At 66.7% G+C, this 21626-nt stretch carries 19 protein-coding genes and 1 pseudogene; 14 read left to right on the top strand and 6 right to left on the bottom strand.

Features of this window, described 5'->3' with window-relative positions; translation table 11 throughout:
- Nucleotides 1-88 precede the first annotated feature (88 nt).
- Entirely contained in the window at nt 89-1960 is a 1872-nt protein-coding gene (gene rhlB / locus HNQ52_RS07845; RefSeq protein WP_183960545.1) for an ATP-dependent RNA helicase RhlB, read from the bottom strand.
- Between the two features lie 327 nt (nt 1961-2287).
- On the opposite strand from rhlB, the gene trxA reads away from it, so the two are divergent.
- On the top strand, nt 2288-2614 hold the full coding sequence (gene trxA, locus HNQ52_RS07840) for a thioredoxin TrxA (protein ID WP_183960544.1): 327 nt from the start codon (nt 2288-2290) through the stop codon (nt 2612-2614).
- Between the two features lie 130 nt (nt 2615-2744).
- Entirely contained in the window at nt 2745-4478 is a 1734-nt protein-coding gene (gene rho, locus HNQ52_RS07835; protein WP_221282005.1) for a transcription termination factor Rho, read from the top strand.
- Nucleotides 4479-4632: 154 nt separating this feature from the next.
- Here the strand turns inward: rho and HNQ52_RS07830 are convergent, their stop codons facing one another.
- Nucleotides 4633-5637, bottom strand: coding sequence for an integron integrase (locus HNQ52_RS07830; protein WP_183960543.1), 1005 nt, complete (start codon nt 5635-5637; stop codon nt 4633-4635).
- A 176-nt stretch (nt 5638-5813) separates the two neighbouring features.
- Between HNQ52_RS07830 and HNQ52_RS07825 the strand changes: the two genes are divergently transcribed.
- The 9 genes from HNQ52_RS07825 (at nt 5814) to HNQ52_RS07785 (ending at nt 11535) form a co-directional block, all read left to right on the top strand.
- The gene (locus HNQ52_RS07825; protein WP_183960542.1) at nt 5814-6368 is read left to right on the top strand and encodes a hypothetical protein; all 555 of its coding nucleotides are present in this window, start codon (nt 5814-5816) and stop codon (nt 6366-6368) included.
- A gap of 54 nt (nt 6369-6422) precedes the next feature.
- On the top strand, nt 6423-6848 hold the full coding sequence (locus tag HNQ52_RS07820) for a hypothetical protein (protein WP_183960541.1): 426 nt from the start codon (nt 6423-6425) through the stop codon (nt 6846-6848).
- Nucleotides 6849-6923: 75 nt separating this feature from the next.
- Complete coding sequence (locus tag HNQ52_RS07815) at nt 6924-7568, top strand: hypothetical protein (RefSeq protein ID WP_183960540.1); 645 nt, start codon at nt 6924-6926, stop codon at nt 7566-7568.
- Nucleotides 7569-7647: 79 nt separating this feature from the next.
- A complete protein-coding gene (locus HNQ52_RS07810) occupies nt 7648-8454 on the top strand; it encodes a hypothetical protein (RefSeq protein WP_183960539.1) in 807 nt (268 codons plus the stop codon).
- An 89-nt stretch (nt 8455-8543) separates the two neighbouring features.
- Complete coding sequence (locus tag HNQ52_RS07805) at nt 8544-9026, top strand: DUF4279 domain-containing protein (protein WP_183960538.1); 483 nt, start codon at nt 8544-8546, stop codon at nt 9024-9026.
- A 560-nt stretch (nt 9027-9586) separates the two neighbouring features.
- The gene (locus tag HNQ52_RS07800) at nt 9587-9988 is read left to right on the top strand and encodes a hypothetical protein (protein WP_183960537.1); all 402 of its coding nucleotides are present in this window, start codon (nt 9587-9589) and stop codon (nt 9986-9988) included.
- 386 nt (nt 9989-10374) lie between these two features.
- On the top strand, nt 10375-10617 hold the full coding sequence (locus HNQ52_RS07795; protein ID WP_183960536.1) for a DUF6429 family protein: 243 nt from the start codon (nt 10375-10377) through the stop codon (nt 10615-10617).
- A 162-nt stretch (nt 10618-10779) separates the two neighbouring features.
- Nucleotides 10780-11289: an HIT family protein gene (locus HNQ52_RS07790; RefSeq protein ID WP_183960535.1), complete on the top strand. Its 510-nt coding sequence runs from the start codon at nt 10780-10782 to the stop codon at nt 11287-11289.
- An 18-nt stretch (nt 11290-11307) separates the two neighbouring features.
- Nucleotides 11308-11535, top strand: a complete 228-nt coding sequence (locus tag HNQ52_RS07785; RefSeq protein WP_183960534.1) for a hypothetical protein — start codon at nt 11308-11310, stop codon at nt 11533-11535.
- A 60-nt stretch (nt 11536-11595) separates the two neighbouring features.
- Here HNQ52_RS07785 and map read toward each other — a convergent pair whose 3' ends face one another.
- From map to HNQ52_RS07770, 3 genes are all read right to left on the bottom strand, one after another.
- Nucleotides 11596-12372, bottom strand: a complete 777-nt coding sequence (gene map / locus HNQ52_RS07780; RefSeq protein WP_183960533.1) for a type I methionyl aminopeptidase — start codon at nt 12370-12372, stop codon at nt 11596-11598.
- Nucleotides 12369-12590, bottom strand: a complete 222-nt coding sequence (locus HNQ52_RS07775) for a ParD-like family protein (RefSeq protein WP_183960532.1) — start codon at nt 12588-12590, stop codon at nt 12369-12371. The genes map and HNQ52_RS07775 overlap by 4 nt, the downstream gene beginning before the upstream one ends.
- Nucleotides 12591-13174: 584 nt before the next feature.
- Nucleotides 13175-16147 carry a choice-of-anchor D domain-containing protein gene (locus HNQ52_RS07770; protein ID WP_183960531.1) on the bottom strand — a complete coding sequence of 991 codons (2973 nt, stop codon included), beginning with the start codon at nt 16145-16147 and terminating at the stop codon, nt 13175-13177.
- Between the two features lie 214 nt (nt 16148-16361).
- Between HNQ52_RS07770 and HNQ52_RS07765 the strand changes: the two genes are divergently transcribed.
- A complete protein-coding gene (locus HNQ52_RS07765) occupies nt 16362-18962 on the top strand; it encodes a serine/threonine-protein kinase (RefSeq protein ID WP_183960530.1) in 2601 nt (866 codons plus the stop codon).
- A 45-nt stretch (nt 18963-19007) separates the two neighbouring features.
- Here HNQ52_RS07765 and HNQ52_RS07760 read toward each other — a convergent pair whose 3' ends face one another.
- A complete protein-coding gene (locus tag HNQ52_RS07760) occupies nt 19008-19556 on the bottom strand; it encodes an ECF-type sigma factor (protein ID WP_183960529.1) in 549 nt (182 codons plus the stop codon).
- 232 nt (nt 19557-19788) lie between these two features.
- Here HNQ52_RS07760 and HNQ52_RS07755 point away from each other — a divergent pair, with 232 nt between their 5' ends.
- Complete coding sequence (locus tag HNQ52_RS07755) at nt 19789-20286, top strand: SRPBCC family protein (RefSeq protein WP_221281973.1); 498 nt, start codon at nt 19789-19791, stop codon at nt 20284-20286.
- Between the two features lie 52 nt (nt 20287-20338).
- Nucleotides 20339-21511: pseudogene (locus HNQ52_RS17640) on the top strand (acyltransferase family protein); the annotation flags it as partial.
- Between the last annotated feature and the right edge of the window lie 115 nt (nt 21512-21626).

Genomic DNA, 21626 nt, shown 5'->3' with positions numbered 1-21626 from the left:
CGGTGCAGGTGCGAAGACAACCCGCGCACTGTAGCAAACCCGTCCGCGCGCGTACCCCTGCCGGTGTCGGCAGGGGTCGACACCGCACTCAGTGCCGCGGCGTGGGCCGTTTGAAGAAGCCGCTGACGCGTTGCTTGATGCGACCGATCAGCGACGGCTTGTCGCCCGCCGGCGCGGCGGGTGCCGCGGCCGCAGGCGCGGACGCCGCGGCCTTCGCGGTGGCCTGCTCGGCCGGCACGGTGCCGGCGTCGCCGCGATTGCGGCCGCGGCCGCCGCGCCGACGGCGCGGCTTGCGCGCCGGTGCGTTCGGATCGGGCGCGGTGGCCGGCTGCGCCGGATCGGCGGCCTGCGACACCGTGCCCGGGGCCGCGTCGCGCGGCGGGCGCGGCGCGCGGGGTGGACGCGGCGCGCGCTCCACGACGGTGCCGTCGGGCGCCACGCCGGCGCCTTCGCGCGGCGCACCGCTGCGCGGCGGGCGCGGACCGCGCGGGCGCGAGGCGCCGTCGCGGTTGCCGCCACGCGAGCCCGCGTCGCCGCGGCTGCGCGAACCACCGCCGCGGCCACCTTCGCGCTCGCGTTCGGCCGCCTTGGCCTCGCGCACCTCGCGGAAGATTTCCGTGACGCTGTCGCCGTCCTCGTTCGTCGCGTCGTCGCCGTCCACCGGCTCGCGCGGCTTGCGCGGCAGCGCGCGCAGGAGGTCCGCATTGACCGCTTCCACCGGGATCTTCTGCTCGATGTAGGCCTCGATGCCCGGCAGGCTCTCGGCGTACATCTCGCACGCGAAGCTGATCGCGTCGCCCTCGGCGCCGAGGCGCGCGGTGCGGCCGATGCGGTGCACGTAGTCTTCCGCGTCGAACGGCAGATCGTAGTTGTAGACGTGGCTGACGCCGTCGATGTGCAGGCCGCGCGCGGCCACGTCGGTGGCCACCAGGATTTCGAGCTGGCCCTTCTGGAACTTGTTGAGCAGCGACTCGCGCTTCTTCTGCGGCACATCGCCCGACAGCACGCCGACGCGGTAGCCGGCACGCTCCAGCCCCCGCGCCACGCGCTCCACCCACGCCTTGGTGTTGACGAACACCATCGTGCGCGCGCCTTCGGAGCGCGAGAGCAGCCCGATCAGCAGCGGCAGCTTCTCCTCGTTGGCCGGGAAATACACCACCTGCCGCACCTTGGCGTTGGTGATGAACTCCGATTCCACCACGAGCTTTTCGGGCTCGTTCATGTGCTCGTACGCCAGCTCCAGCACGCGGTGCGAGAGCGTGGCCGAGAACAGCAGCGTCTGGCGCTCGGTGCGCACCGGCATGCGGCGCAGCAGGAAGCGGATGTCCTTGATGAAGCCGAGATCGAACATGCGGTCGGCTTCGTCGAGCACGCACATTTCGCAGGCGTGCAGCGAGACGACCTTGTGCTGCTTCACGTAGTCGATCAGGCGGCCGGGGGTCGCGATGATGACGTCGGCACCGGCCTGCAGCAGCTGGCGCTGCTTGTCGTAGTCGACGCCGCCGTAGACGAGCGCGAACTTGATGCCGAGGTCGGCGCCGAACTTGACCGCGTCCTTGTGAATCTGGATCGCGAGTTCGCGCGTGGGCGCGAGGATCAGCGCGCGCGGGTCTTCGGGCTTGCGTTCGGCCAGCGCCGGGCGCGTCAGCAGGCGGTTCACCACGGCCACGAGGAAGGCCAGGGTCTTGCCGGTGCCGGTCTGGGCCTGGCCGGCGACGTCGCGGCCGTTGAGGGCCAGCGGCAGGGTCAGCGCCTGGATCGGGGTGCAGCGGGTGAAGCCGGCGGCGTCGAGGCCGGCCTTCAGCGTTGGATGCAGGTCGAAACTGGACAGCGGGATATCGGTCAGTGGCTTCTCGCCGGCTTTCACCGCCGGGGCGGGAACCCGGGTCTCGGGGATCGCGGGTGCCGTCTCGGGCGGGTGCGGAGCGGTGGTCTGGTGGTCTTGCGGCGTTGCGTTCATGCGTCCTTCTTCGAACGCGCCCATGCGCGTTCGTGGGGGCGTTCCGCGGCTTCGGAGTCCGCAGAAACCTGAAGATAATCAGATGATTGCGGCTCGTTCCGGAGCGTATCGCGGTTCGCGATGGTTGCGAGATCGTCGCTCTCGCGCGGGCACGGCAGGTGCGGTTTGGCTTGGCTTGCGTGGCCGGCCGCTTGCCCGCACACTGCGGCGGACTTCGGCGGCCGATGACGTGGTATCGACGTGGTGCGGTGCTTGAATCGGATCGTTTAGCCGCCAAATTGTAGCCGATGCGGACGCCCGCCGCGCCGCAACGTTTAAAGGAGCCCCATGAACGACAAGATCCTCAACGTCGGCGACGCCGATTTCCAGAGCCTGGTGCTCGATTCGGCCGAACCGGTCCTGGTCGATTTCTGGGCCGAATGGTGCGGCCCGTGCAAGATGATCGCGCCGATCGTCGACGAGCTGGCCGACACCTACGCCGGCAAGCTCAAGGTGGCCAAGATCAACATCGACCACAACCAGCAGACCCCGCGCCAGTACGCCGTGCGCGGCATCCCGACCCTGATGATCTTCAAGGACGGCAAGGTGCAGGCCACCCAGGTGGGCGCGGTGGGCAAGGCGCAGCTCACCCAGCTGATCGATCGCACCCTCTGACGCCCTCGGTTGCCGGCGCCGCATGCGTGCGCCGGTACCCATGCGCCGGCGCGGACACCGTGCTGGCGATGAACGAAATCTCGCGCCGCGTCTTTACCTCCCGCGATTGCCGGTGTAAGTTTCGTTCCATCTGACGGAGCGCTCGCTCCGCTCCTTTCTCGAATCGCATCCTTCTCCCCCGACTCGCAGCCCGCGAGGAATTCCCGTGCACGAAAACGATACCGACACCGGCGGCTCCGCCGCGCCCGCGCGCACCGAACACGACGCGCCCGCCGCCAGCAGCCCCCCCTCGTCCAGCACCCCGGCTGCGCCCGGTACAGCGGCGTCGGCCAATGCAGCCGCGCCCGACGGTGAAAAGCCGGGCGACAAGGCCGGCGGACAGTCCGGCGGCCAGACGCCCCAGGCGCAGGGCGGCGGCCAGGGCGGCCAGAACAACCCGCCGCGCAACAACCGCGATCGCCACCGCGACCGCCGCGAACGGCGCCGCGGACGCGATCGCGACAACCAGCGCCAGCAGGGCGAGATGGCCGACGGCGACGGCGACGACGACACCCCGCAGCACGACAACCGCCCGCCGATCCAGTTGCCGGCCGATTTCCCGGTCTACAGCCTGACCGACCTCAAGCGCATGCCGGCCAACAAGCTGCTCGACATCGCCGACCAGCTCGGCATCGGCGAGAGCGTGGCGCGCATGCGCAAGCAGGACGTCACCTTCGCGGTGATGAAGATCCTCACCCGCCACGGCGACGGCGTCGCTGCCGACGGTGTGCTGGAAATCCTGCCGGACGGCTTCGGCTTCCTGCGCTCGCACGACGCCAGCTACCTCGCCGGCCCGGACGACACCTACATCTCGCCCAGCCAGATCCGCCGCTTCAACCTGCGCACCGGCGACTTCATCACCGGCCGCATCCGCAGCCCGAAGGAAGGCGAGCGCTACTTCGCCCTGCACAACGTCGCGACGATCAACGGCGAGCCGCCGGAAGCGTCGAAGAACAAGGTGCTGTTCGAAAACCTCACGCCGCTGTTCCCGCGCCAGCGTTTCACCCTCGAACGCGGCAACGGCTCGTCCGAAGACATCACCGGCCGCATCCTCGACCTCGTCGCGCCGATCGGCCGCGGCCAGCGCGGCCTCATCGTCTCGCAGCCCAAGGCCGGCAAGACGATGCTGCTGCAGAACGTCGCGAGCGCGATCACCTACAACCATCCGGACGTGCACCTGATCGTGCTGCTCATCGACGAGCGCCCGGAAGAAGTCACGGAAATGCAGCGCACCGTGCGCGGCGAAGTGGTGAGCTCCACCTTCGACGAACCGGCCGCGCGCCACGTGCAGGTCGCCGAGATGGTGATCGAGCGCGCCAAACGCCTGGTCGAGCACAAGAAGGATGTCGTCATCCTGCTCGACTCGATCACGCGCCTCGCCCGTGCCTACAACACCGTGGTGCCGTCGTCGGGCAAGGTGCTGACGGGTGGTGTCGACGCCAACGCCCTGCAGCGCCCGAAGCGTTTCTTCGGCGCCGCGCGCAAGGCCGAGGAAGGCGGCTCGCTGACCATCATCGCCACCGCGCTGATCGACACCGGCAGCAAGATGGACGAGGTGATCTACGAGGAGTTCAAGGGCACCGGCAACATGGAAGTGCACCTCGACCGCCGCATCGCCGAAAAGCGCGTCTACCCCGCCATCAACATCAACCGCTCCGGCACGCGCCGCGAGGAACTGCTGATCGAACCGGACTTCCTGCAGAAGATCTGGATCCTGCGCAAGCTGCTGCATCCGATGGACGAACTGGCCGCGATCGAATTCCTGCTCGACAAGATGAAGAACACCAAGACCAACGACGAGTTCTTCACCTCGATGAAACGCTGAGCCCTGCTCCGGCACGCCTCAGAAAAAGCCCCGCCCATGCGGGGCTTTTTCTTGCTCCCTTCTCCCGCCGGGAGAAGGTGCCGAAGGCGGATGAGGGCGCCCCCGCACGCACCCGCACCACCACCCGCAGAAACGCCAAAACGCCTCCCGCACTTCACCCCACATCCAACGGACTTACCACCCCCAATCCACCCCGCTGCAACACGTGCGTGTAAATCTGTGTCGTCGAGACATCCGTATGCCCCAGCAATTCCTGCACCGTGCGGATATCCGAACCGGCCTCGATCAAATGCGTTGCGAAACTATGCCGCAACGTATGACACGTGGCGTGTTTCTCGATGCCGGCCTGCCGCACGGCGCGAAACACCGCCCGCTGCAACACCTTCTCGTCCACATGATGCCGACGCACCGCGCCATTCCGCGGATCGACACTCCGCGCCCGCGCCGGAAACACGTACTGCCACGCCCACGCGCGCCCTGCCGTCGGAGACTTCCTCGCCAGCGCATCCGGCAACCACACCTCGCCGAACCCCTCCTCCAGATCGCGCCGATGCACCTCCCGCGCTGCATCGAGCTGCCGCTGCAACGCTCCCACGCATGCCGCCGGCAACATTGTCCGCCGATCCTTGCCACCCTTCCCATGCCGCACCGTAATCTCGCGCCGCGCAAGATCCACGTCCTGCACGCGCAGCCGCAAACACTCCATCAACCGCAACCCCGCGCCGTACAACAGACCCGCCATCAAGAAAGACATACCCTCCAGTTGCCCCAGCACCCGCGCCACCTCCTCGCGCGTCAACACCACGGGCAACCGCTCCGGCCGTTTCGCCCGCCGAATATCGTGCATCCACGGCAGATCGACCCCGAGCACCTCGCGATACAGAAACAACAGTGCCGCCAAGGCCTGATTCTGCGTCGACGCCGACACCCGCCCCTCGCTCGCCAACCGCGAGAGAAACCACTCCACCTCACGCGCGCCCATCGTCTCCGGATGCCGCTTCCCGCACGCAAGAATGAAACGCCGCACCCACCCGACATAGGCCTCCTCGGTCCGCAGCGCCAACCCCAACCGCCGGACCCGCAACCGCACCCGATCCAGCAACCGCGGCGCCTCACCGACCTCGCTTGCGCCACCCTCCCGTGAATGCAACGATGCCATCCATGTCTCCCCGCGCCGGAAAAACCCCAACGCTACACCCCACGCAATGGGGCGTAACTCGGGCGACATCGGGGATTCGCATGGGAAATTTCCTGCCGGGCACAGCGTTACACCCCGGCGTTACGCACCACATCCGTGGTGTCCCATAGGTGTTAGACGGGAACGGAGAGATCGCGGTGGATCAGGGGGATGCAACTCTACTTGCCGCAGCGGTTGCGGCTGTCTTTTCTGTCGTTAGCCTGTTCGTGTCAGCGCATTTTGCGCGGCAATCTGATTTGCGCAGCACCAGACGGACAGCGTTAGCCAATGACTTTACGGAACTGGGAAACAAACTGTATCAACTGGTCGCGCTCTCAGTGAAGATGAGCCAGTGCAAGACCGACGCAACATTTGCAGCGACTCGAACTCAGGCAGATGCCGTCGCGAAAGAGATTGATCAAGTTAGGCTCAAGACGCGTTATCCACTTTGGGGTTTAGATTCTGGCTTTCGCACAATTAAATGGATGCCCGTCTACATCGCCCACATGAAAGATCAGCGCACCAGCGCAAGGACAAAAGAGCTTCTCGTTCTCGGCACATATTTACGAGAAGCAATGGACTTTGCCATTTGCCATGCCTACTTTCATGGGCAACAACCGACGATCATTCAAAGAGCAAGAGTACAGTGGCGAGCCTATCGGCTTCGCGGATACTTCGATGACGGCAGGTTCTCCCTCGATGCTCCCGTCTAACAATTCATTCAAGCCGACGTTGCTTCGCAACGCGGCTTAATTCAGGCGTTAGCCATGATCCAAACCGCACCCGCAGCGCCTACATCACGTGAGCAAGTACTGTTCACGTACACCGGTTCCGGCTGTGGAGGACATGCTTCTCATGTGCTGGCTGGCGACACGATTTTTGTTCGCGACGAGATTGATTGCTTCTGTTTCGCCACGCCGCCCGCCTACAACGTCCGGTTTGTAATGGGACCGTTCGCGCCTGGCGAGTACACCGTCCGTTACGAGCTGTACGTTGCGTCCGCCGTCAATGACTGCGGCCCTCCTGTCCTGCGCAGTGCATTTTCGCAACCTTTTGTCGTGTCGGAAGGAGTTTCGCAGTCGGGCTCCGCGCACCATTCGGTACCGACCATCGGGGGCGCTTCGATAATCGTGCTTTTGCTTGTCGTTGCCGGCATCGCCGCCGCTCGGATCTCCTCCACGCGTCATGACTAACTGTGTGCTCAAACCGACCGTTGAGGATATGCTTCGTTCCTCTGGACCGCTGCCGCGCAGCGGCGGCTTAACACGGTGTTAGATTTTGCCGTGAGCGAATTGATGCTGGAGGAGACCAGAAAGCTCAGTAGAGCACACGACCTACTGTGGTACAGGCGCTTAAACTGGCGCGTGTTCGTGCGTGACAGAATTTATGGCGCATTTTCCCATGCGCGTGAAGACGCATCGAGTTGCAGCTACCCTTTCCCAGTTGATGTCAAATTGTTTCCAACACCCAACGAAGAGACGATTCAAATTACAACTGGATTTATTAAAACAGGCGCTGAAGGTGCCGCAGCATTAGAAGGTGGTGGCGCACTAGTAGCGTCGCAGTCTATATCAGGACATGTAATCTTCATCGTTTATCCACGCAAATCCGATCGAGTCCAATCTAATTTCAAAGAAATTTTATTGTATCGTCCGATCGATCCGGCCGAGCTCACATTATCAAAAATTCAAGACGCACTGAAAAAGTTCTTTTTTGTGGCGCGTATGACGTCCTTGTGTGGTCATGATTCGAGTGGCGTCATTGATCGTGCACGGCTCAACTGGCTGTTACTCAATGATCTTCGCTACAAAAATAAATTGCTGCGATCTGTGCTGTCCATGCGCAACAAGTGGGGAAACATCATTATTACTGCACTTCTGGCGCTTTTAGTCGCCCTCTACGTACAGAAATAAATCTAACTATTCATTCAAGCCGACCGCTGGGAAGGCACGGCTCCGAACCGTTGCCGTCGCAGGCGGCGGCTTAACTAAGGTGTTAGGTCGCATCATGGGCAACCCTGAGTACGTCAAAGAAACTGCGCTGATTCTGCGGGCCCTCCAGGAGGCGCGAGAACATTTCTACGAAACATCCACTGAGTTCGAACTAGCCCCTTACGGCCACGTCGAGACCCGCGATAGCAACCCATTCAATCTTGCGCCGTACCACGAATTGCTTCGGGAGCACCTTCCCAACCTAGCAAATGAAGTTAACGCCTTCGGGCATAGAATCGGTCAGCTCGAAGCTTGGTCAAAGGTTCTTCCAGATTGTGAAGCACTCGATCAGCTCACTCTTGCGATCGAGCTAATTGATTCCATTGCGCTTTCAGCGGTCCAAACGCCGTATGCTTTGCGCTTCAGGTTCATTTTCGCGGCCAGCCACCTGTCACACCAGGCGAACAAGGCTACTGACCCTTCCTGGGGAGAGTCGCGTCTGCCGAACGACACGGGGATCGACTATCGCGTTATGAAGCGCTGCGTCGAGAGGTGGAGCACTGGGCCTTCGCTTCTAAATTCGCTGTCAGGCCTTTCGGACTCTGCGTACTCCGAGGCGACCGGTAATTTTAGAAACCTTTACAACCATTCCGCTCCGCCTCGATTGGTGCATGGATTCAGCGGGCTGGTTAGCCGCAAGCGCGATTCTGAAACCGGAACCACAAGGTATGGCTTTGGGGCGCGCCCGCCTCTGGAGCTTGCTCATTTGGCTTCAACTCTGTCAGTGCAGCATGGTCATGCGCTAACTTCATTTCATGCTCTATCAAGGCTAGTCAAAGAACAGCTGGCTGCGGTGTATGCGATCTAACTATGCGTTCAAGCGGACCGCGAGGAGAGGCGATCGTGTTTCCTGATGTTGTATCGGCCCGCGGCCGCTTAACGCGGCGTTAGGTTGCTGTGTCTAGCATTTCGCAATCTCGGGCAGCGCTCCGAATCTTCGGGGACGACCTCGTTCCTGACGAGATTTCAGTGCTTCTCGGCTCAAGGCCGACGGACTCGTACTCGAAGGGGGAAGTTCGGCACACAAGCACCGGGCACGTCATAACCCGAAAGACGGGGATGTGGAAGATCACCGCCGCGCCGCGCGAGCCGGAGGATCTGGACCACCAAGTCCACGAAGTTCTCTCGGCCCTTTCCTCTGACATGGCGGTGTGGTCGACGCTCAATCAGAAGTATCAGATCGATCTGTTCTGTGGTCTGTTCATGGAAGGATCGAATGAAGGATGTTCCCTCTCAGTAGCTACAATGTCTGCCCTTGCTGCACGCGGGATCGAGGTAGGCTTCGATATCTACGCTCCTGATCGCCCTATTGATCCCTCAGCTCCGTGTCCATGTGAAAGCGGAAAGGCATACTCTCAGTGCTGCGCGCCATCAACCTAACTATGCGTTCAAACGGACCGCGGGGACAGGTCATCGTGTTTCCTGATGTATATTCGGCCCGCGGCCGTTTAACGCGGCGTTAGGTGCCACATGAGAGTTCAGCATCTACTTCCCCTCATCTTGGCACTAGCCGCTGGATCCGTCATAGCTACGGACGGGCCAAGAACGAGCTCAATTGGCTACGCTAGCGTTGCGGAGGCTTTCGAAGACCTAAAGAGCAACCCGCTTGCCGAGGTCAGGGAGCAGGATGGGTGGACTGTCGTCTCGATGCAAGACGGAGAGGAGCGTTCAATCTGGTCGTTTACTCCTCCGGGACACCCCGCACACCCGGCTGCGGTGAAGCGCCCCATCTATGAACAAGATGGGGCCGTCAGGATGCGTACCAATGCCCTTTGCCAAGCATCCAAGCTTGAGTGCGACAGGCTCATGGAGGAGTTTGCGGAATTGGAGCGGAAGATTCGTGAGCACATGCAGAGTGCTGCAAGTGGCGCCTAACAATTCATTCAAGCCGACGCCGCTTCTCGGCGCGGCTTAATTCTGGCGTTAGCCGCTAAACACACATGACAGCCGCCCACGAACCTAAACAAGAAAGCCCCGCTGTGACTTTGCAACGGCGTGTTCGCCGTATTGTCACTCTGGCGGCGCTCGCGCTCGCATTGGCTCACCTGCTTTTTCCGAACCTTGCGATCGATGCAATTACTCTCGGGTTGCTCGCTGTTGCGATCATCCCGTGGCTGGCACCGCTCATTAAAACGTTGGAGCTTCCCGGCGGCTGGAAGGTCGAGCTGCAAGAGATGTATCAAGTCTCTAGCCGCGCTCAAGACGCAGGACTGATTTCCTCCGAGTCGGGGAGTCCGGCTCCTGAACACTCGTTCCAACTTGTTGCAGATCGCGACCCCAATCTGGCACTTGCTGGGCTGCGCATCGAGATTGAACGCCGACTGTTGCGTCTCGCAGAGTAGCATCAGGTCCCTCTCCGCTCGCGGGGCATCAGCACCATCCTCCGAGAGCTGGATAAGCGTGGAGTTCTCACTACCAAGCAGAGGTCGGTACTTGCCGACCTGGTTGGCCTGCTGAATGCCGCGGTACATGGCGCCGAGGTCGACCGGAGAGCATCTGAGTGGGCGATGGAGATTGGTCCCGGCCTTCTCCAGTCTCTCGACAAGCTGACCGAGCCAAGAATCTTTGTGCAGCCAGACGAGCCTAAAGATCCTAAGGAGGGCGACCTATGGATCTACTAGTAACTGGGCACGCGGGTAACAATTCATCCAGGGCGACGCCGCTCCGCGGCGCGGCTTAACTCAGGCGTTAGTCGCCTACAATTGCCTCGCTACTCGGAGGTTTGCAAATGCAGCTCGATGATCAGCGCATCGACGAAACCGTACTTGCTCTCTTAGCGCTGTTTAGCTTCGATGGCGGTCGCTCTTGGAAGGGTTACAACTGGGATGTCATGGATCGTCTGTATGCGCAGGGCTGCATCGACAATCCGCGCAGCAATTTCAAGTCGGTATGTCTCGAGCCGCAAGCACTTGAGCGCGGCTTGGCAATCGCAGAGCAACTGTTCTCCAAGCGGCCCGGCATCGGCGGCTAACTACGTGTCCAAGCCGACTTGAATCGCCCAGCCTTTTGTAGACACTTTCGAGCCACTCACAATGGCGAGACAGGTGCCAATGAGCGGCAAGCGGTCGCAGGCCAGTCAGCACGGCGCAGAATCCGACCGATCTCGCGCAAGGCCGCGCATGTGGAGTGATGGATGATCGAACTTCCCGTCCGGGACCCGTGCGATCTGTGCGTGGCAGCGCGTGACGAGCGCTGGAGGATCATCACGGACTGCGATCACACGCTGACCGTGATCAATCCGTGGCAGTTCGAGGTCGGCCAATGCTGCGTGATCACGCGCCGGCATGTCGCCACGCTGCTCGATCTGTCCGACGACGAGTGCGCGGCCGTGCTGGCCGCGGCCAGACGCGTGGCCGCGGCGCTCGTGCGCGCGTACCGGCCGCTCGGACTGCTCACCTTCCAGAACAACGGCGTCTTCAGCGGGCAGGAAACGCCGCACTTCCATTTCCACGTGGTGCCCCGCCAGCCGGGCAGCGACTGGGGCATCGGCCCGCCGCAACTGGCCACGTTCGACGGTGCCGGACGCGCGCGCGGCACCGCGCACGATGCCGGCGGGGATGCACAGCGGCGCGAGCGGGTTCGGGTGCCGGACGAACAGCTGGCCGGGACCGTGGCGCTGATTCGTGCGAATCTGTCGGAATGACGGACCGGGGACCATGTCGTGAGCTGGGGCGGAGTGATCGTGCTGGGCATGCTGGTAACCACTCTGGCGCAACTGCTGGCGTGTGTGGCGGCATTTCGCCACAGCGCGGCGTCCGGTTTGCTGGCGCTGCTGGTGCCTGGATATCTGTTCCTGGCGTTGAATCGGTCCGGTGCGTACTGGCCGATCGTGGGTTCGTGGCTTGCCGGGGTGCTTGCGGTGGTGGCGGGAACGATCGCGCTGGCGTGAGTGGGAACGCGGTGGCGTCGAGCCGCGGCCGCAGGCGCGCGGTCGCGCCCTGCGCGCGCGCTACCCGGTCGCGGCCAGCGGCGTTTCGCCGGGGCGCAGGGTGAGCACACGCGCGCCGGTGCGGGTGACGGCGACGGTGTGTTCGAACTGGGCCGAGAGCGTGCCGTCGCGGGTGTAGACCGGCCACGTGTCCGGCGCCGTGCGGATCGCGCGTTTGCCCTGGTTGAGCATCGGTTCGATGGTGAAGACCATGCCTTCGGCGAGCAGAGGGCCGGTGCCGGGTCGGGCGTCGTGCAGGATCTGCGGGTCTTCGTGCATCTGTCGGCCGATGCCGTGGCCGCAGTACTCGCGCACCACGCTGTAGCCCTGCGCGCGTGCATAGCGCGTGATGGCGTGGCCGATGTCGCCGGTGCGGGCGCCGGGGCGCACCGCCGCGATGCCGTGCCACAGCGCGCGGTACGCGGCGGAGACCAGGCGGCGCGCCGGGTAGGCCACGTCGCCGACGAGGTAGGTGGTGCTCGAATCGGCGATGTAGCCGTCCTTCTCCAGCGTGATGTCCAGGTTGACGATTTGGCCGCTGCGCAGCACGTCAGCGTTCGACGGCACGCCGTGGCAGACGACATCGTCGATCGACGCGTTGAGCACGTAGCCGAACCCGTACTGGCCCTTGCTGGCGGGGCGGGCTTGCAGCTCGTCGACGATCATGCGTTCGACCAGGTCGTTGATCTGCATCGTGCTGCGGCCTTCGAGCGGCAGCGTGTCGAGTCGCGCGAACACCTGCGCCAGCAGCGCCCCGGCACGCGCGAGCCGTTCGATCTCGTCCGGGCGCTTGATCACGCGTGCGTGGCGTCCGGTTTGTCCTCCGGCGCACGCGCGACACCGGCCGCGAGCAGACGCTCGGCGACGATCTGCTGCAGGCTGCGGCCCGGGTGCATCTCGCACAGCATGCCCAGCCGGATCCAGTAGCTGGCCTGTGCGTTGACGGAGCGGCTGGTGACGCTGCAGGCGCGGCGCAGCTGATCGTGCAGTTCGTCGTCGATGTTGACGATGCCCATGCGGGGTCTCGGCGGGTGGCTGGACCGCTATTATATACGAATCGTATATTTTCTGTATAGATCGCTGCGAAACTTGGGCAACTGCGACCCGGTCAGTCCGCGGTTGCGAGCCGTCGGCATGGCGCAGCGTTTCGAGCACGCCCGCCGTGTCGTTGCGATCGCCGGTCAGATGCAATTCCGGGTTCGACTTGATGCATGGGGAACAGCGTGAGGCGATGCCGGGCACGATGGAGCGACAGGCCCGGTGACGTGCCTGGGCGCATGCCACCGTCACTCCATGCGGCGGATGCCGACGTAACAGGTCGCGTGAACGCGGCGCTGCCGAAGCGTTGCGTTCCGGCAACCGATGCATGGCATCGACAATGCCTGCGGAATGCCCCGTCGCACGATCGACGGCGATGATGGAAGCAGCAGCAGTGACGGGCGTCGACTTCATCACAGACGCCTCTCGTGATTCCGCGGGTTGACGTGGCGATGCTCGGTGTTTGCTGACGATCCGCGCAGCGTTTCCGCTCGCACACGAGAGACGCCGCCGCGGACGATCCGCGGCGGCGTCTCTGCGTCAGGCTTCGATTTGCCGGGCGTCAGTCGCCCAGGCCCTCGAATCCGTCCGCAAAGATGGCGATTCCGGCGGGCAGTCCGTTGCCTGCGAGTGCCACCGTCGCCGGGGAATCCGCCGCATCCGACGGCAACTGCAGCGTGCCCGTGGCCGCGCCGGTGGCTTGCGGTGCGAAGACGATGTCGATGTTGCAGGTGTCTCCTGCTGCCAGCGACGTGTTCGAGCACGTGTCGGCGACGATGGCGAACGCGGCATCGTCGATCGCGGCGGTGCCGATGGTCGCCGCCACCGTGCCGGGATTGCTCACAACCACCGTCCTCGCGTCGCTTTGCACACCCACCACAACGCTGCCGAAGTCGAGCGACGTGGTGTCCACCGAGAGCTGCGGCGTGGCCGTCACGTCCAGCGTCACCGGCACCAGGTACAGCGCGTCCTCGGCGTTGCTCGCGAAGCACAGCTGCGCGGTGACCGTGCCTTGCGGCAGGCCGGCGGTGTCGAACTGCAGGTCCACCGACTGCGACGCGCCCGGCGCCAGCGTGCCGGACTGGGTCGCGAGGTCGAGCCACGTCGGCAGCGTGCAGTCCGGCGCCGGTGCCGCGCTGGTGCCGGTGACGGACATCACCAGGTGCATGTCCGGCGCGCCGATCGATGCGGTGTCGACCGGATCGTCCGCACCACACGCGGTCGCGGCCACGTAGGACGGTGCGGTCTGGCCGGCGGCGTTGGACCCGGGCGCGTAGTTGCCGGCGCTGGCTTCCATGTCGGGAATCGCCACCTCGAACACCAGCGTGGCGTCGGCGGGCACGGTGGCCGGCAGGGGCACGTCGATGTATGCGGTGGACTGCGGCTGCAGCGCCACATCGGCGGTGGCGATGCGCTGCATGGCGAAGTAGCGCAGGTCGGTGCCGTCGAGCAGGTAGAGGTTCACCGTGACGGTGGTGGCCACTGACACGTCTTCCACGGCGAACTGCACCGAGTCCACGGCGAAGTCGCTATCGATGCCGAAGTCGGCCAGGGTGAACACGCGCAGGAACTGGTTGGCGTTGGTGGTGCCGGTGTCGTTGTTTCCGCAGACCAGCGAGTTGCCGACCACGATCGCGTCGCTGGTCGAATGCGTCAGCGTCTGGCCGAGCGGCGGCAGGCCGTTCGGGCCTGGCGTGCCGGCGCCGGTACGCGCTGGACTTCGGCGGAAGCCGGCGAAGTCGAGAGCGCCGTCGGGCAGCGCTGCCGATACCGCCGTCGCGGCGCCCAGCACGTGCAGGCGGCGTGCGGGCGGCGTTGCGTCCTGCACCAGTTCCCACGCGAGCGTGCCGCTGGTGCCCGGGTGCGAGACGGTGATCGGCAGGGTTGCGCTCGCGTCCTGCGGCAGCATCGCTTCGATCGGGTTCGGCGTCACCGCGATCTGCGGCGGCGGTTCCACGCCTTCGCCGGTCGCGTCGACGAACGCTACACCGGCGCTGCCCGGCGCGATCACCTGCGCCGCGTAACTGCGGATCGCATCGGGGGTGAAGGCCACCTGCGCGACGCAGGACTGCGCCGGACCCAGACGCTCGCCGCCACAGGCGTCGCCGACGATGGCGAAGTTCGCGGCATCGGCGCCGCCGAGCGTGATCGCGCCGGAGAACAGGTCTGCGGTGCCGACGTTGCGCACCGTCAGCGTCTGCGGCGCCGAGCTCGCGCCCACGGCCACCGCGCCGAAGTCCATGGCCAGCGGCGCCACCTGCAGCTGGGGCAGGCCCAGCGTGAAGATGTAGGCCTTGCCCTGGAACGCGTTGTCGCCGACGGTGGCCTCCGAGGCGCCGACGATGGCCGTGATGCCGGACAGATCGACGCGGTCGCCCATGTGCTCGCCCTGGCGTCCGGCCACGGCGCGGATGCGCGACTGCTGCGTCCACACGCCCATCGCGCGCTGGAACACGTACACGGCACCGGCTTCGAGGTCCACGCCCGGCGTCGCGCCGTTGAACGGCGCGCTCACGATCACCTGGTCGCCGGCGATGCCGACCGCGGCGCCGAATTCGTCGCCGATGGCGGGGTCCGCGGCCATGAGCTCGGCCTGCTGCGTCCATGCCGTGCCGTCGTCGACGAAGACGAAGGCACGGCCGGTGCCGCCGTCGTCCAGCAGCGGCGGCTGGCGTGCGCCGATGACGACGCTGTCGCCGTCGAGCGCCACGCTGCTGCCGAAGGTGTCGTCTTCGGTCGGGACGCCGGGCGTGATCTTCTGCGTCTGCGTCCACGTGCCGCCGCTGCGCTCGAAGGCGTAGGCCGCGCCGGCGAACAGCGCGCTGCCGACATCGGCCTGATGCGCGCCGATCACGACACGATCGCCGTCGATCGCCACGGCATTGCCGAAGCTGTCGAACTCGCCGCCGTCGCTGGCGAGCAGCTTCTGCTGCTGGGTCCAGGTGCCGCCGCTGCGCGCGAACACGTAGGCCGCGCCGACCACGTTCTGGTTGCCAAGGAACATGCTCGGCGCGCCCACGACGATGCTGTCGCCGTCCACGGCGAGGGTGCGGGCGAAGTCGCTGAAGCCTTCGCCATCCGCGGCGACGAGGCGCGCCTGCTGCGTCCACGTGGTGCCGCTGCGCGTGAACACGTACACGGCGCCGGCGAAGTCGACCACGCCGGTGGCGCTCGGCGCGCCGACCACGGCGGTGTCGCCGTCGATCGCCACCGCGCTGCCGAAGCCGCTGAACGGCTCGGCCACGCTGGCGGCGAGCACCGCCTGCTGCGTCCAGGCGCCGCCGCTGCGCACGAACACGTACACCGCACCGGCGCCGTCGTCGGCGCCGACGTTCGCGAACGGCGAGGACACCAGCGCGGTGTCGCCGTCCACCGCCACCGCGCGGCCCACGTTGGCGAACGCCATGTCCGGCGTCACCAGTTCCACCTGCGCCGCGGGCGGCGTGCCGGCCTGTACCGGCAGCACCGCGCCCACGCACCAGGCCACGAGACCGGCCGCCACCATGGCGCCCCATCGATGTCTTGCTGACTTCATGCCCACGTTTCCTCCGGAAGGTTGTCACGCCTGGTCTGCCTGCGGGCGGCGCTGCCGCCTCGCCGGGGTCGGTGATCCGCGCGCCGGGGAAGACAGGCGTTCGCCGCGACTGCCCCGGGATGCGATCATCGGAGGTGTAACGCGCAGGAACCGGCAAACGATGGTCATCGAATTCCGCGGCGGCCCGGCGCCGTGCCGAACTCCGCACCCCGCCATGAGACACGCCGCCGCCGCCACCCACACGCAGTCCGCGCGCTATCTGCGCGCCAAGGCCATCGCGCTCGACCTGCTCGACGCACCGCGGCGCCTGCCCGACGACATCGCGCTCGCCTGCGGCGGCGACACCGACCTGGAACGCGACGTGCAGTGGTTGATCGACGCCGCACTCGATGCCTCCGGCGACGACGCCGTCGCCCCGCCGCTGCGCGATGCGTTGGCCGGCAGCGCCATGCACCTCGAAGCGCCGGTGCCGCGCGACTACCGTGTGCTGCGCCGCATCGGCGAGGGCGGCATGGGCGTGGTTTACCTCGCCGAGCGCATCGACGCCGGCCTGCAGCAGACCGTTGCGCTGAAACTGCTGCATCCGCTGCCGGAAGCCGATCCGGCCGCGCAACGCCGCTTTGCCACCGAGCGCGCCATCCTGTCCACGCTCAACCATCCGAACATCGCGCATCTCGTCGACGGCGGCGTCACCGCTACCGGACGGCCGTTCCTCGCGATGGAACACGTCGATGGCGAACGCATCGACAGCTACTGCGACCGCGCCGGGCTCGGCCTGCCGCGTCGGCTCGCGCTGTTTCTCAAGGTCTGCGCCGCCGTCGAGCATGCGCACCGCCACCTCGTCATCCATCGCGACATCAAGCCCTCCAACATCCTCGTCGGCGCCGACGGCGAGCCGAAACTGCTCGATTTCGGCATCGCGCGCCTGCTCGACACCGGCCACGCGGATGCAACGCGCACCGATGCGCGCACGCTCACGCTCGCATACGCGAGTCCGGAGCAGATCGTCGGCGGCGCACTCGGCACCGCCAGCGACATCTACTCGCTCGGCGTGGTGCTGTACCAGCTCGTAGCCGGCGCGCGTCCGTTCGAGCCGCTCGAAGGCGCGCATCTGCTGCCGCAGGCCATCGTCGCCGGGGACGTGCCACCGCCCAGCCGCCGCGCGCGCGAGCTGGCACGCGAAATGCCGGCCGGAACGCGCCCGAGGCGCGTGCCCGCCGACCTCGACGCCATCGTGCTCAAGGCGATGCGGCGCGAACCGGACCAGCGTTATCCGAGCGCCGCGGCCTTCGCCGCGGACGTGCGCCGCTTCCTCGCCGACCGGCCGGTGCGCGCGCAACGCGGCCACTGGCGCTACCGCCTGCGCCGGTTCGCATGGCGCAGGCGCGGCGCGCTCGCGGTGGCCGGGCTGTTCCTTGCGGTGCTGGCGGTGTCCGTGTCGGAGTGGACGCGGCAGGCCGCGCGCATCGCCACCGAACGCGACCGCGCCGGCGCCGTCGTCGATTACATGAACGCGCTGTACCAGAACACCGATTCGCTGCACCTGGGTGGACAGGATGTGACCGTGCGGCAGATGCTCGATCTCGGCGCCGCCGGTCTGCGCACGCGCACGGATCTGTCGCCCGAACACCGCGCCGCTCTGCTGCTCGCCACCGGTCGAGCCTACAACGCGCTTGGCCTCACGCGTGACGCGGTGCCGCTGCTGGAGGAAGCGCGCGAAGCGTTGCATGCCGCAGGCGCCGATGCCGCCGTCGAACAACGGGCCGAGCTGCAGCTTGCGCTCGCCGCGGCCTACAGCGGCAGTCGCCGGCTCGCAGACGCCATCGCCGCCGACGGCGCCGCGCTTGCGCTGCTGCGCGACGCCCCAGGCAACCACGCCAACGAGATCGCGCAGGCCACCATCCGCTGGCTGCACAACCACGCGGTCACGCTCGACATCCCGCTCGAACAGGTGCGCGCGCGCCTGCGCGATGTGCTCGCGCAGCTCGATGCCCGCCCCGATGCGCCGCCGGGCCTTCGCATCGCGGCCTGGCGCGCCATGGTGATGGCCTACGGCAGCGACGGCGACGGCGCGCTGGCCGCGGCGGAGGAGGCGATGCGCATCGCCTCCGCCACGTATCCGGCGGACGATCCGCGCCTGCTGCCGGTGCGCTACGCATGGGTCACCGCGGTGCACGAGCGCGACCCGGCGCGTGCGGCGGAGCTGCTGCCGGGATTGATCGCCGACCACGAGCGCCGCATGGGCCCGAGCGTGCGCGTCGCCGCCCTGCTCAGCAACTACGGCAGCACGCTCACGCGGCTCGACCGCGCCCGCGAGAGCCTGTCCGTATACGAACGCGCGGCCGCGATGGCGCGCGAGGTGAGCGGCGAGAACAGCCAGTTGTACCGGCTCACGATCGGCAACTACGCCGCGGCGCACATGGCGCTGGGCGACGGCGACCGCGCCGTGGCGCTGGTGCGCAGCGTGCTTCCCGGGCTTGTGGCGGAGGCGCAGACCGAGGGCGCGACCGAAGCGCAGGTGTTCCTTGCCGCGTCGCGCGAGACGCTGGCGCAGGCCGCGATGCTGCGCGGGGATCGCGCCGAGGCCGAAGATGAACTCGCCCAGGCCGCGGACGGTCTCTCGCGCATCGATCCGGAGGCCTATCCCGACATGTACCTGCGCGTGCTCACGCGACTGGCGCAGGTGCAGCATGAGCGCCACCGCAACCTTGAGCTGGCGCACACGCTGGCGCGCTTCGACGCGGCGATGGCGGGGCGCACCGATGCGGCCTTCGCCGGCTATGTCGCCGACGTGGCGGCGCTGCGCCCGCGCTGAGCCGGTTCGGCGGCGCGAGCGCCGACGCAGCATCCGGCCACGACGTCAGGCGTCGAGCCGCCGCTGCAACCACGCACGCGCCATGCGCCACTCTCGCGTCACCGTCGAGACCGACAGCTCCATCGTGCGCGCCGTCGTCTCGATGTCCAGGCCGACGAAGTAACGCAGCTCCACGATGCGCGCCTGACGCTCGTCGATGCGCGAGAGTGCATCCAGCGCGCCGTCGAGCGCGATCAGATCGCTGTCCACGCGCAGCGCCGCGGGATCGACATCGTCGAGCGACACGCGCGCATCGGCGGGTGGACGCTTGCTCGCCTGCTGCCGCCGCGCATGGTCGACCAGCACGCGCCGCATCAGCGTGCCCGCGATCAGCAGGAAGTGCCGGCGATCGGCCCACGCCGCGCGTTGCCCGGCGAGCCGCAGATAGGCCTCGTTGACAAGGCCGGTGACCTGCAGCGTGTGATCGGCGCGTTCGCCCGCCAATTGCCGCGACGCGAGCGCGCGCAGCTCGGCGTACACCAGCGGAAGCAGCCGATCGAGCGCATCCTGCTCGCCGTCCCGCCAGCGCTGAAGCAGCTGCGTGACATCGTCCATCGCAGCATCTTACCGCGCGCTTCGCGTCCCCAATCGACCGATGCGAGCCGGAGTGGCCGCGCCTCGCACCGCCCCTGCCCGCGTGCGTCGCGGCCCGCCGGACCCAAGGCGGCAGCCGGCACATACATCGCATGAAACGACCCACGCGGGGCACGGGCTGTCCTGTTGCCGGGTGTGCGTGAGAACGCTGTTCCCGTTGTGCGAGCGCCGGTTGCGGCGGTTGGATCCTCGCGTGATCATCCGGCTTTTCACGAGCCGGGAAGCCGACATGCCGATCTCGCCACCTGTCGCGCGCACCCACATGCTGATCCGCAAGCCGGCAGCCGAGGTCTACCGTGCATTCGTCGATCCGCTGCAGACCTGCCGGTTCTGGTTCACGCGCGGCAGCGGCGAACTGCGCCAGGGCGCGACGGTGACGTGGCATTGGGACATGTACGGCGCGTCCGCCACCGTCGACGTGATCGCGCTGGAGCCGGACCGCCGCATCCTGGTGCATTGGCCGACGCCGGTGGAGTGGACGTTCTCGCCGCGCGGCGACGGGGCCACGTTCGTGACCATCACGGCCGGCGGCTTCGACGGCAGCGACAACGAACGGGTGGCGCAGGCCATCGATGCGATGGGTGGGTTCACCCTGGCGCTGGCCGGCTGTAAGGCGTGGCTGGAGCACGGCATCGAGCTGTCTCTGGTGGCCGATCACGATCCGGGCCAGCACGTGCCGCGCGACGGCTAGGCAGGCGCTCCGCAGCTCCGCGACCCGGGAGCGGAGCACCGGTTGACGTACTGTGTGTTGCACAGTACTGTGCGAGTCACGGGTCGGGCGGGCAGTCGCTGCACGGCGGCCCGGCACCGCCTCGTCCCAGGAGTGGCCCTTGAGCCTTGCCGTCCCCCATCGCCTGCACGCGCTCGACGCCGCGCGCGCCGGCGCCCTGCTGCTGGGCCTCGTGCTGCACGCGACGATGTCGTTCTTCCTGCCGTTCCCGGCGCAGGACGTGTCGCGCAGCACCGCGCTCGCGATGATTTTTTTCGTGATCCACATGTTCCGCATGAGCCTGTTCTTCGTGCTCGCGGGCTTCTTCGCGCGGCTGCTGCTCGAGCGGCGCGGCGTGCGCGGGTTCGTCGGCGACCGGGCGAAGCGGATCGGGGTGCCGATGGTCGTCGGCTGGCTCGTGCTGGCGCCGCTGACCGTGGGCATCCTGCTGGTCGGGCTGTCGCGCACGTTTCCCGAGGTGGCGCCGGCCGACGCCGCGGCGATGGCACCGCAGGGCATCCCGCTGACGCATCTGTGGTTTCTCTACTACCTGTGCCTGTTCTACGTGGCGGCGCTGGGGTTGCGCGCGGCCGCGGCGGGGGTGGATCGCGGCGGCGGACTGCGCCGGGGTGCGGCGGCGGTGCTGCGGTTCGTGCTGCGGGGTCGGGTGGCGGCGCTGGTGTTTGCGCTGCCGCTGTGCGCGGTGCTGCTGGCCGATCCGGCGTGGGCGCCGTGGTTCGGGATCCAGACGCCCGACACCGGCCTGCTGCCGCGCGTGTCCGCCGTGGTCGGCTTCGGTACGGCGTTCTGCGTGGGCTGGTGGCTGCAGCGCGACACGGCCCTGCTCGACACCGTGCGCCGCGACTGGGCCGTGCATCTGACGCTGGCGGTGGTATTGAGCGTGATCTGCCTGTGGCTGACGGGTCCCGTGCCGCCGGCCGACGCGACCGCGCTGCCCGGCGCACCGTGGCGGCGCACGGTGTACGCGATTTCGTACACGACCGGATCGTGGTGCTGGGTGCTGGGCCTGGTTGGCGCGGCGCTGCGCTTCTGCGCCGCCGAACGTCCGGTGCGGCGGTATCTTGCCGATGCGTCGTACTGGTTCTATCTCGCGCACCTGCCGATCGTGTTCGGGCTGCAGGTGCTGATGGCGGACTGGCCGCTGCACTGGTCGCTGAAGTTTCCGCTGATCCTCGCGATCACGTTCGGCGTGCTGCTGGCGAGCTACCACTACGGGGTGCGGCCCACGTTGCTCGGCGAGGTGCTCAACGGGCGCCGCGTGCCGCGCGGTCGCGGGGCCGATGTCGCGCCGCGCACCGCGA

It is taken from the genome of Chiayiivirga flava, assembly GCF_014202825.1.
GTDB classification, from domain to species: Bacteria; Pseudomonadota; Gammaproteobacteria; order Xanthomonadales; family Xanthomonadaceae; genus Chiayiivirga; species Chiayiivirga flava.
The sequence above is the reverse complement of the archived record's forward strand: the minus strand, read 5'-3'. Positions and strand labels throughout refer to the sequence as shown.

Bases quoted from the DNA above. Each gene is read 5' to 3' on its own strand.
- rhlB (WP_183960545.1), bottom strand. From the start codon at position 1,960: ATGAACGCAACGCCGCAAGACCACCAGACCACCGCTCCGCACCCGCCC.
- trxA (WP_183960544.1), top strand. From the start codon at position 2,288: ATGAACGACAAGATCCTCAACGTCGGCGACGCCGATTTCCAGAGCCTG.
- HNQ52_RS07830 (WP_183960543.1), bottom strand. From the start codon at position 5,637: ATGGCATCGTTGCATTCACGGGAGGGTGGCGCAAGCGAGGTCGGTGAG.
- HNQ52_RS07820 (WP_183960541.1), top strand. From the start codon at position 6,423: ATGATCCAAACCGCACCCGCAGCGCCTACATCACGTGAGCAAGTACTG.
- HNQ52_RS07800 (WP_183960537.1), top strand. From the start codon at position 9,587: ATGACAGCCGCCCACGAACCTAAACAAGAAAGCCCCGCTGTGACTTTG.
- HNQ52_RS07795 (WP_183960536.1), top strand. From the start codon at position 10,375: ATGCAGCTCGATGATCAGCGCATCGACGAAACCGTACTTGCTCTCTTA.
- HNQ52_RS07790 (WP_183960535.1), top strand. From the start codon at position 10,780: ATGATCGAACTTCCCGTCCGGGACCCGTGCGATCTGTGCGTGGCAGCG.
- HNQ52_RS07775 (WP_183960532.1), bottom strand. From the start codon at position 12,590: ATGGGCATCGTCAACATCGACGACGAACTGCACGATCAGCTGCGCCGC.
- HNQ52_RS07770 (WP_183960531.1), bottom strand. From the start codon at position 16,147: ATGAAGTCAGCAAGACATCGATGGGGCGCCATGGTGGCGGCCGGTCTC.
- HNQ52_RS07765 (WP_183960530.1), top strand. From the start codon at position 16,362: ATGAGACACGCCGCCGCCGCCACCCACACGCAGTCCGCGCGCTATCTG.
- HNQ52_RS07760 (WP_183960529.1), bottom strand. From the start codon at position 19,556: ATGGACGATGTCACGCAGCTGCTTCAGCGCTGGCGGGACGGCGAGCAG.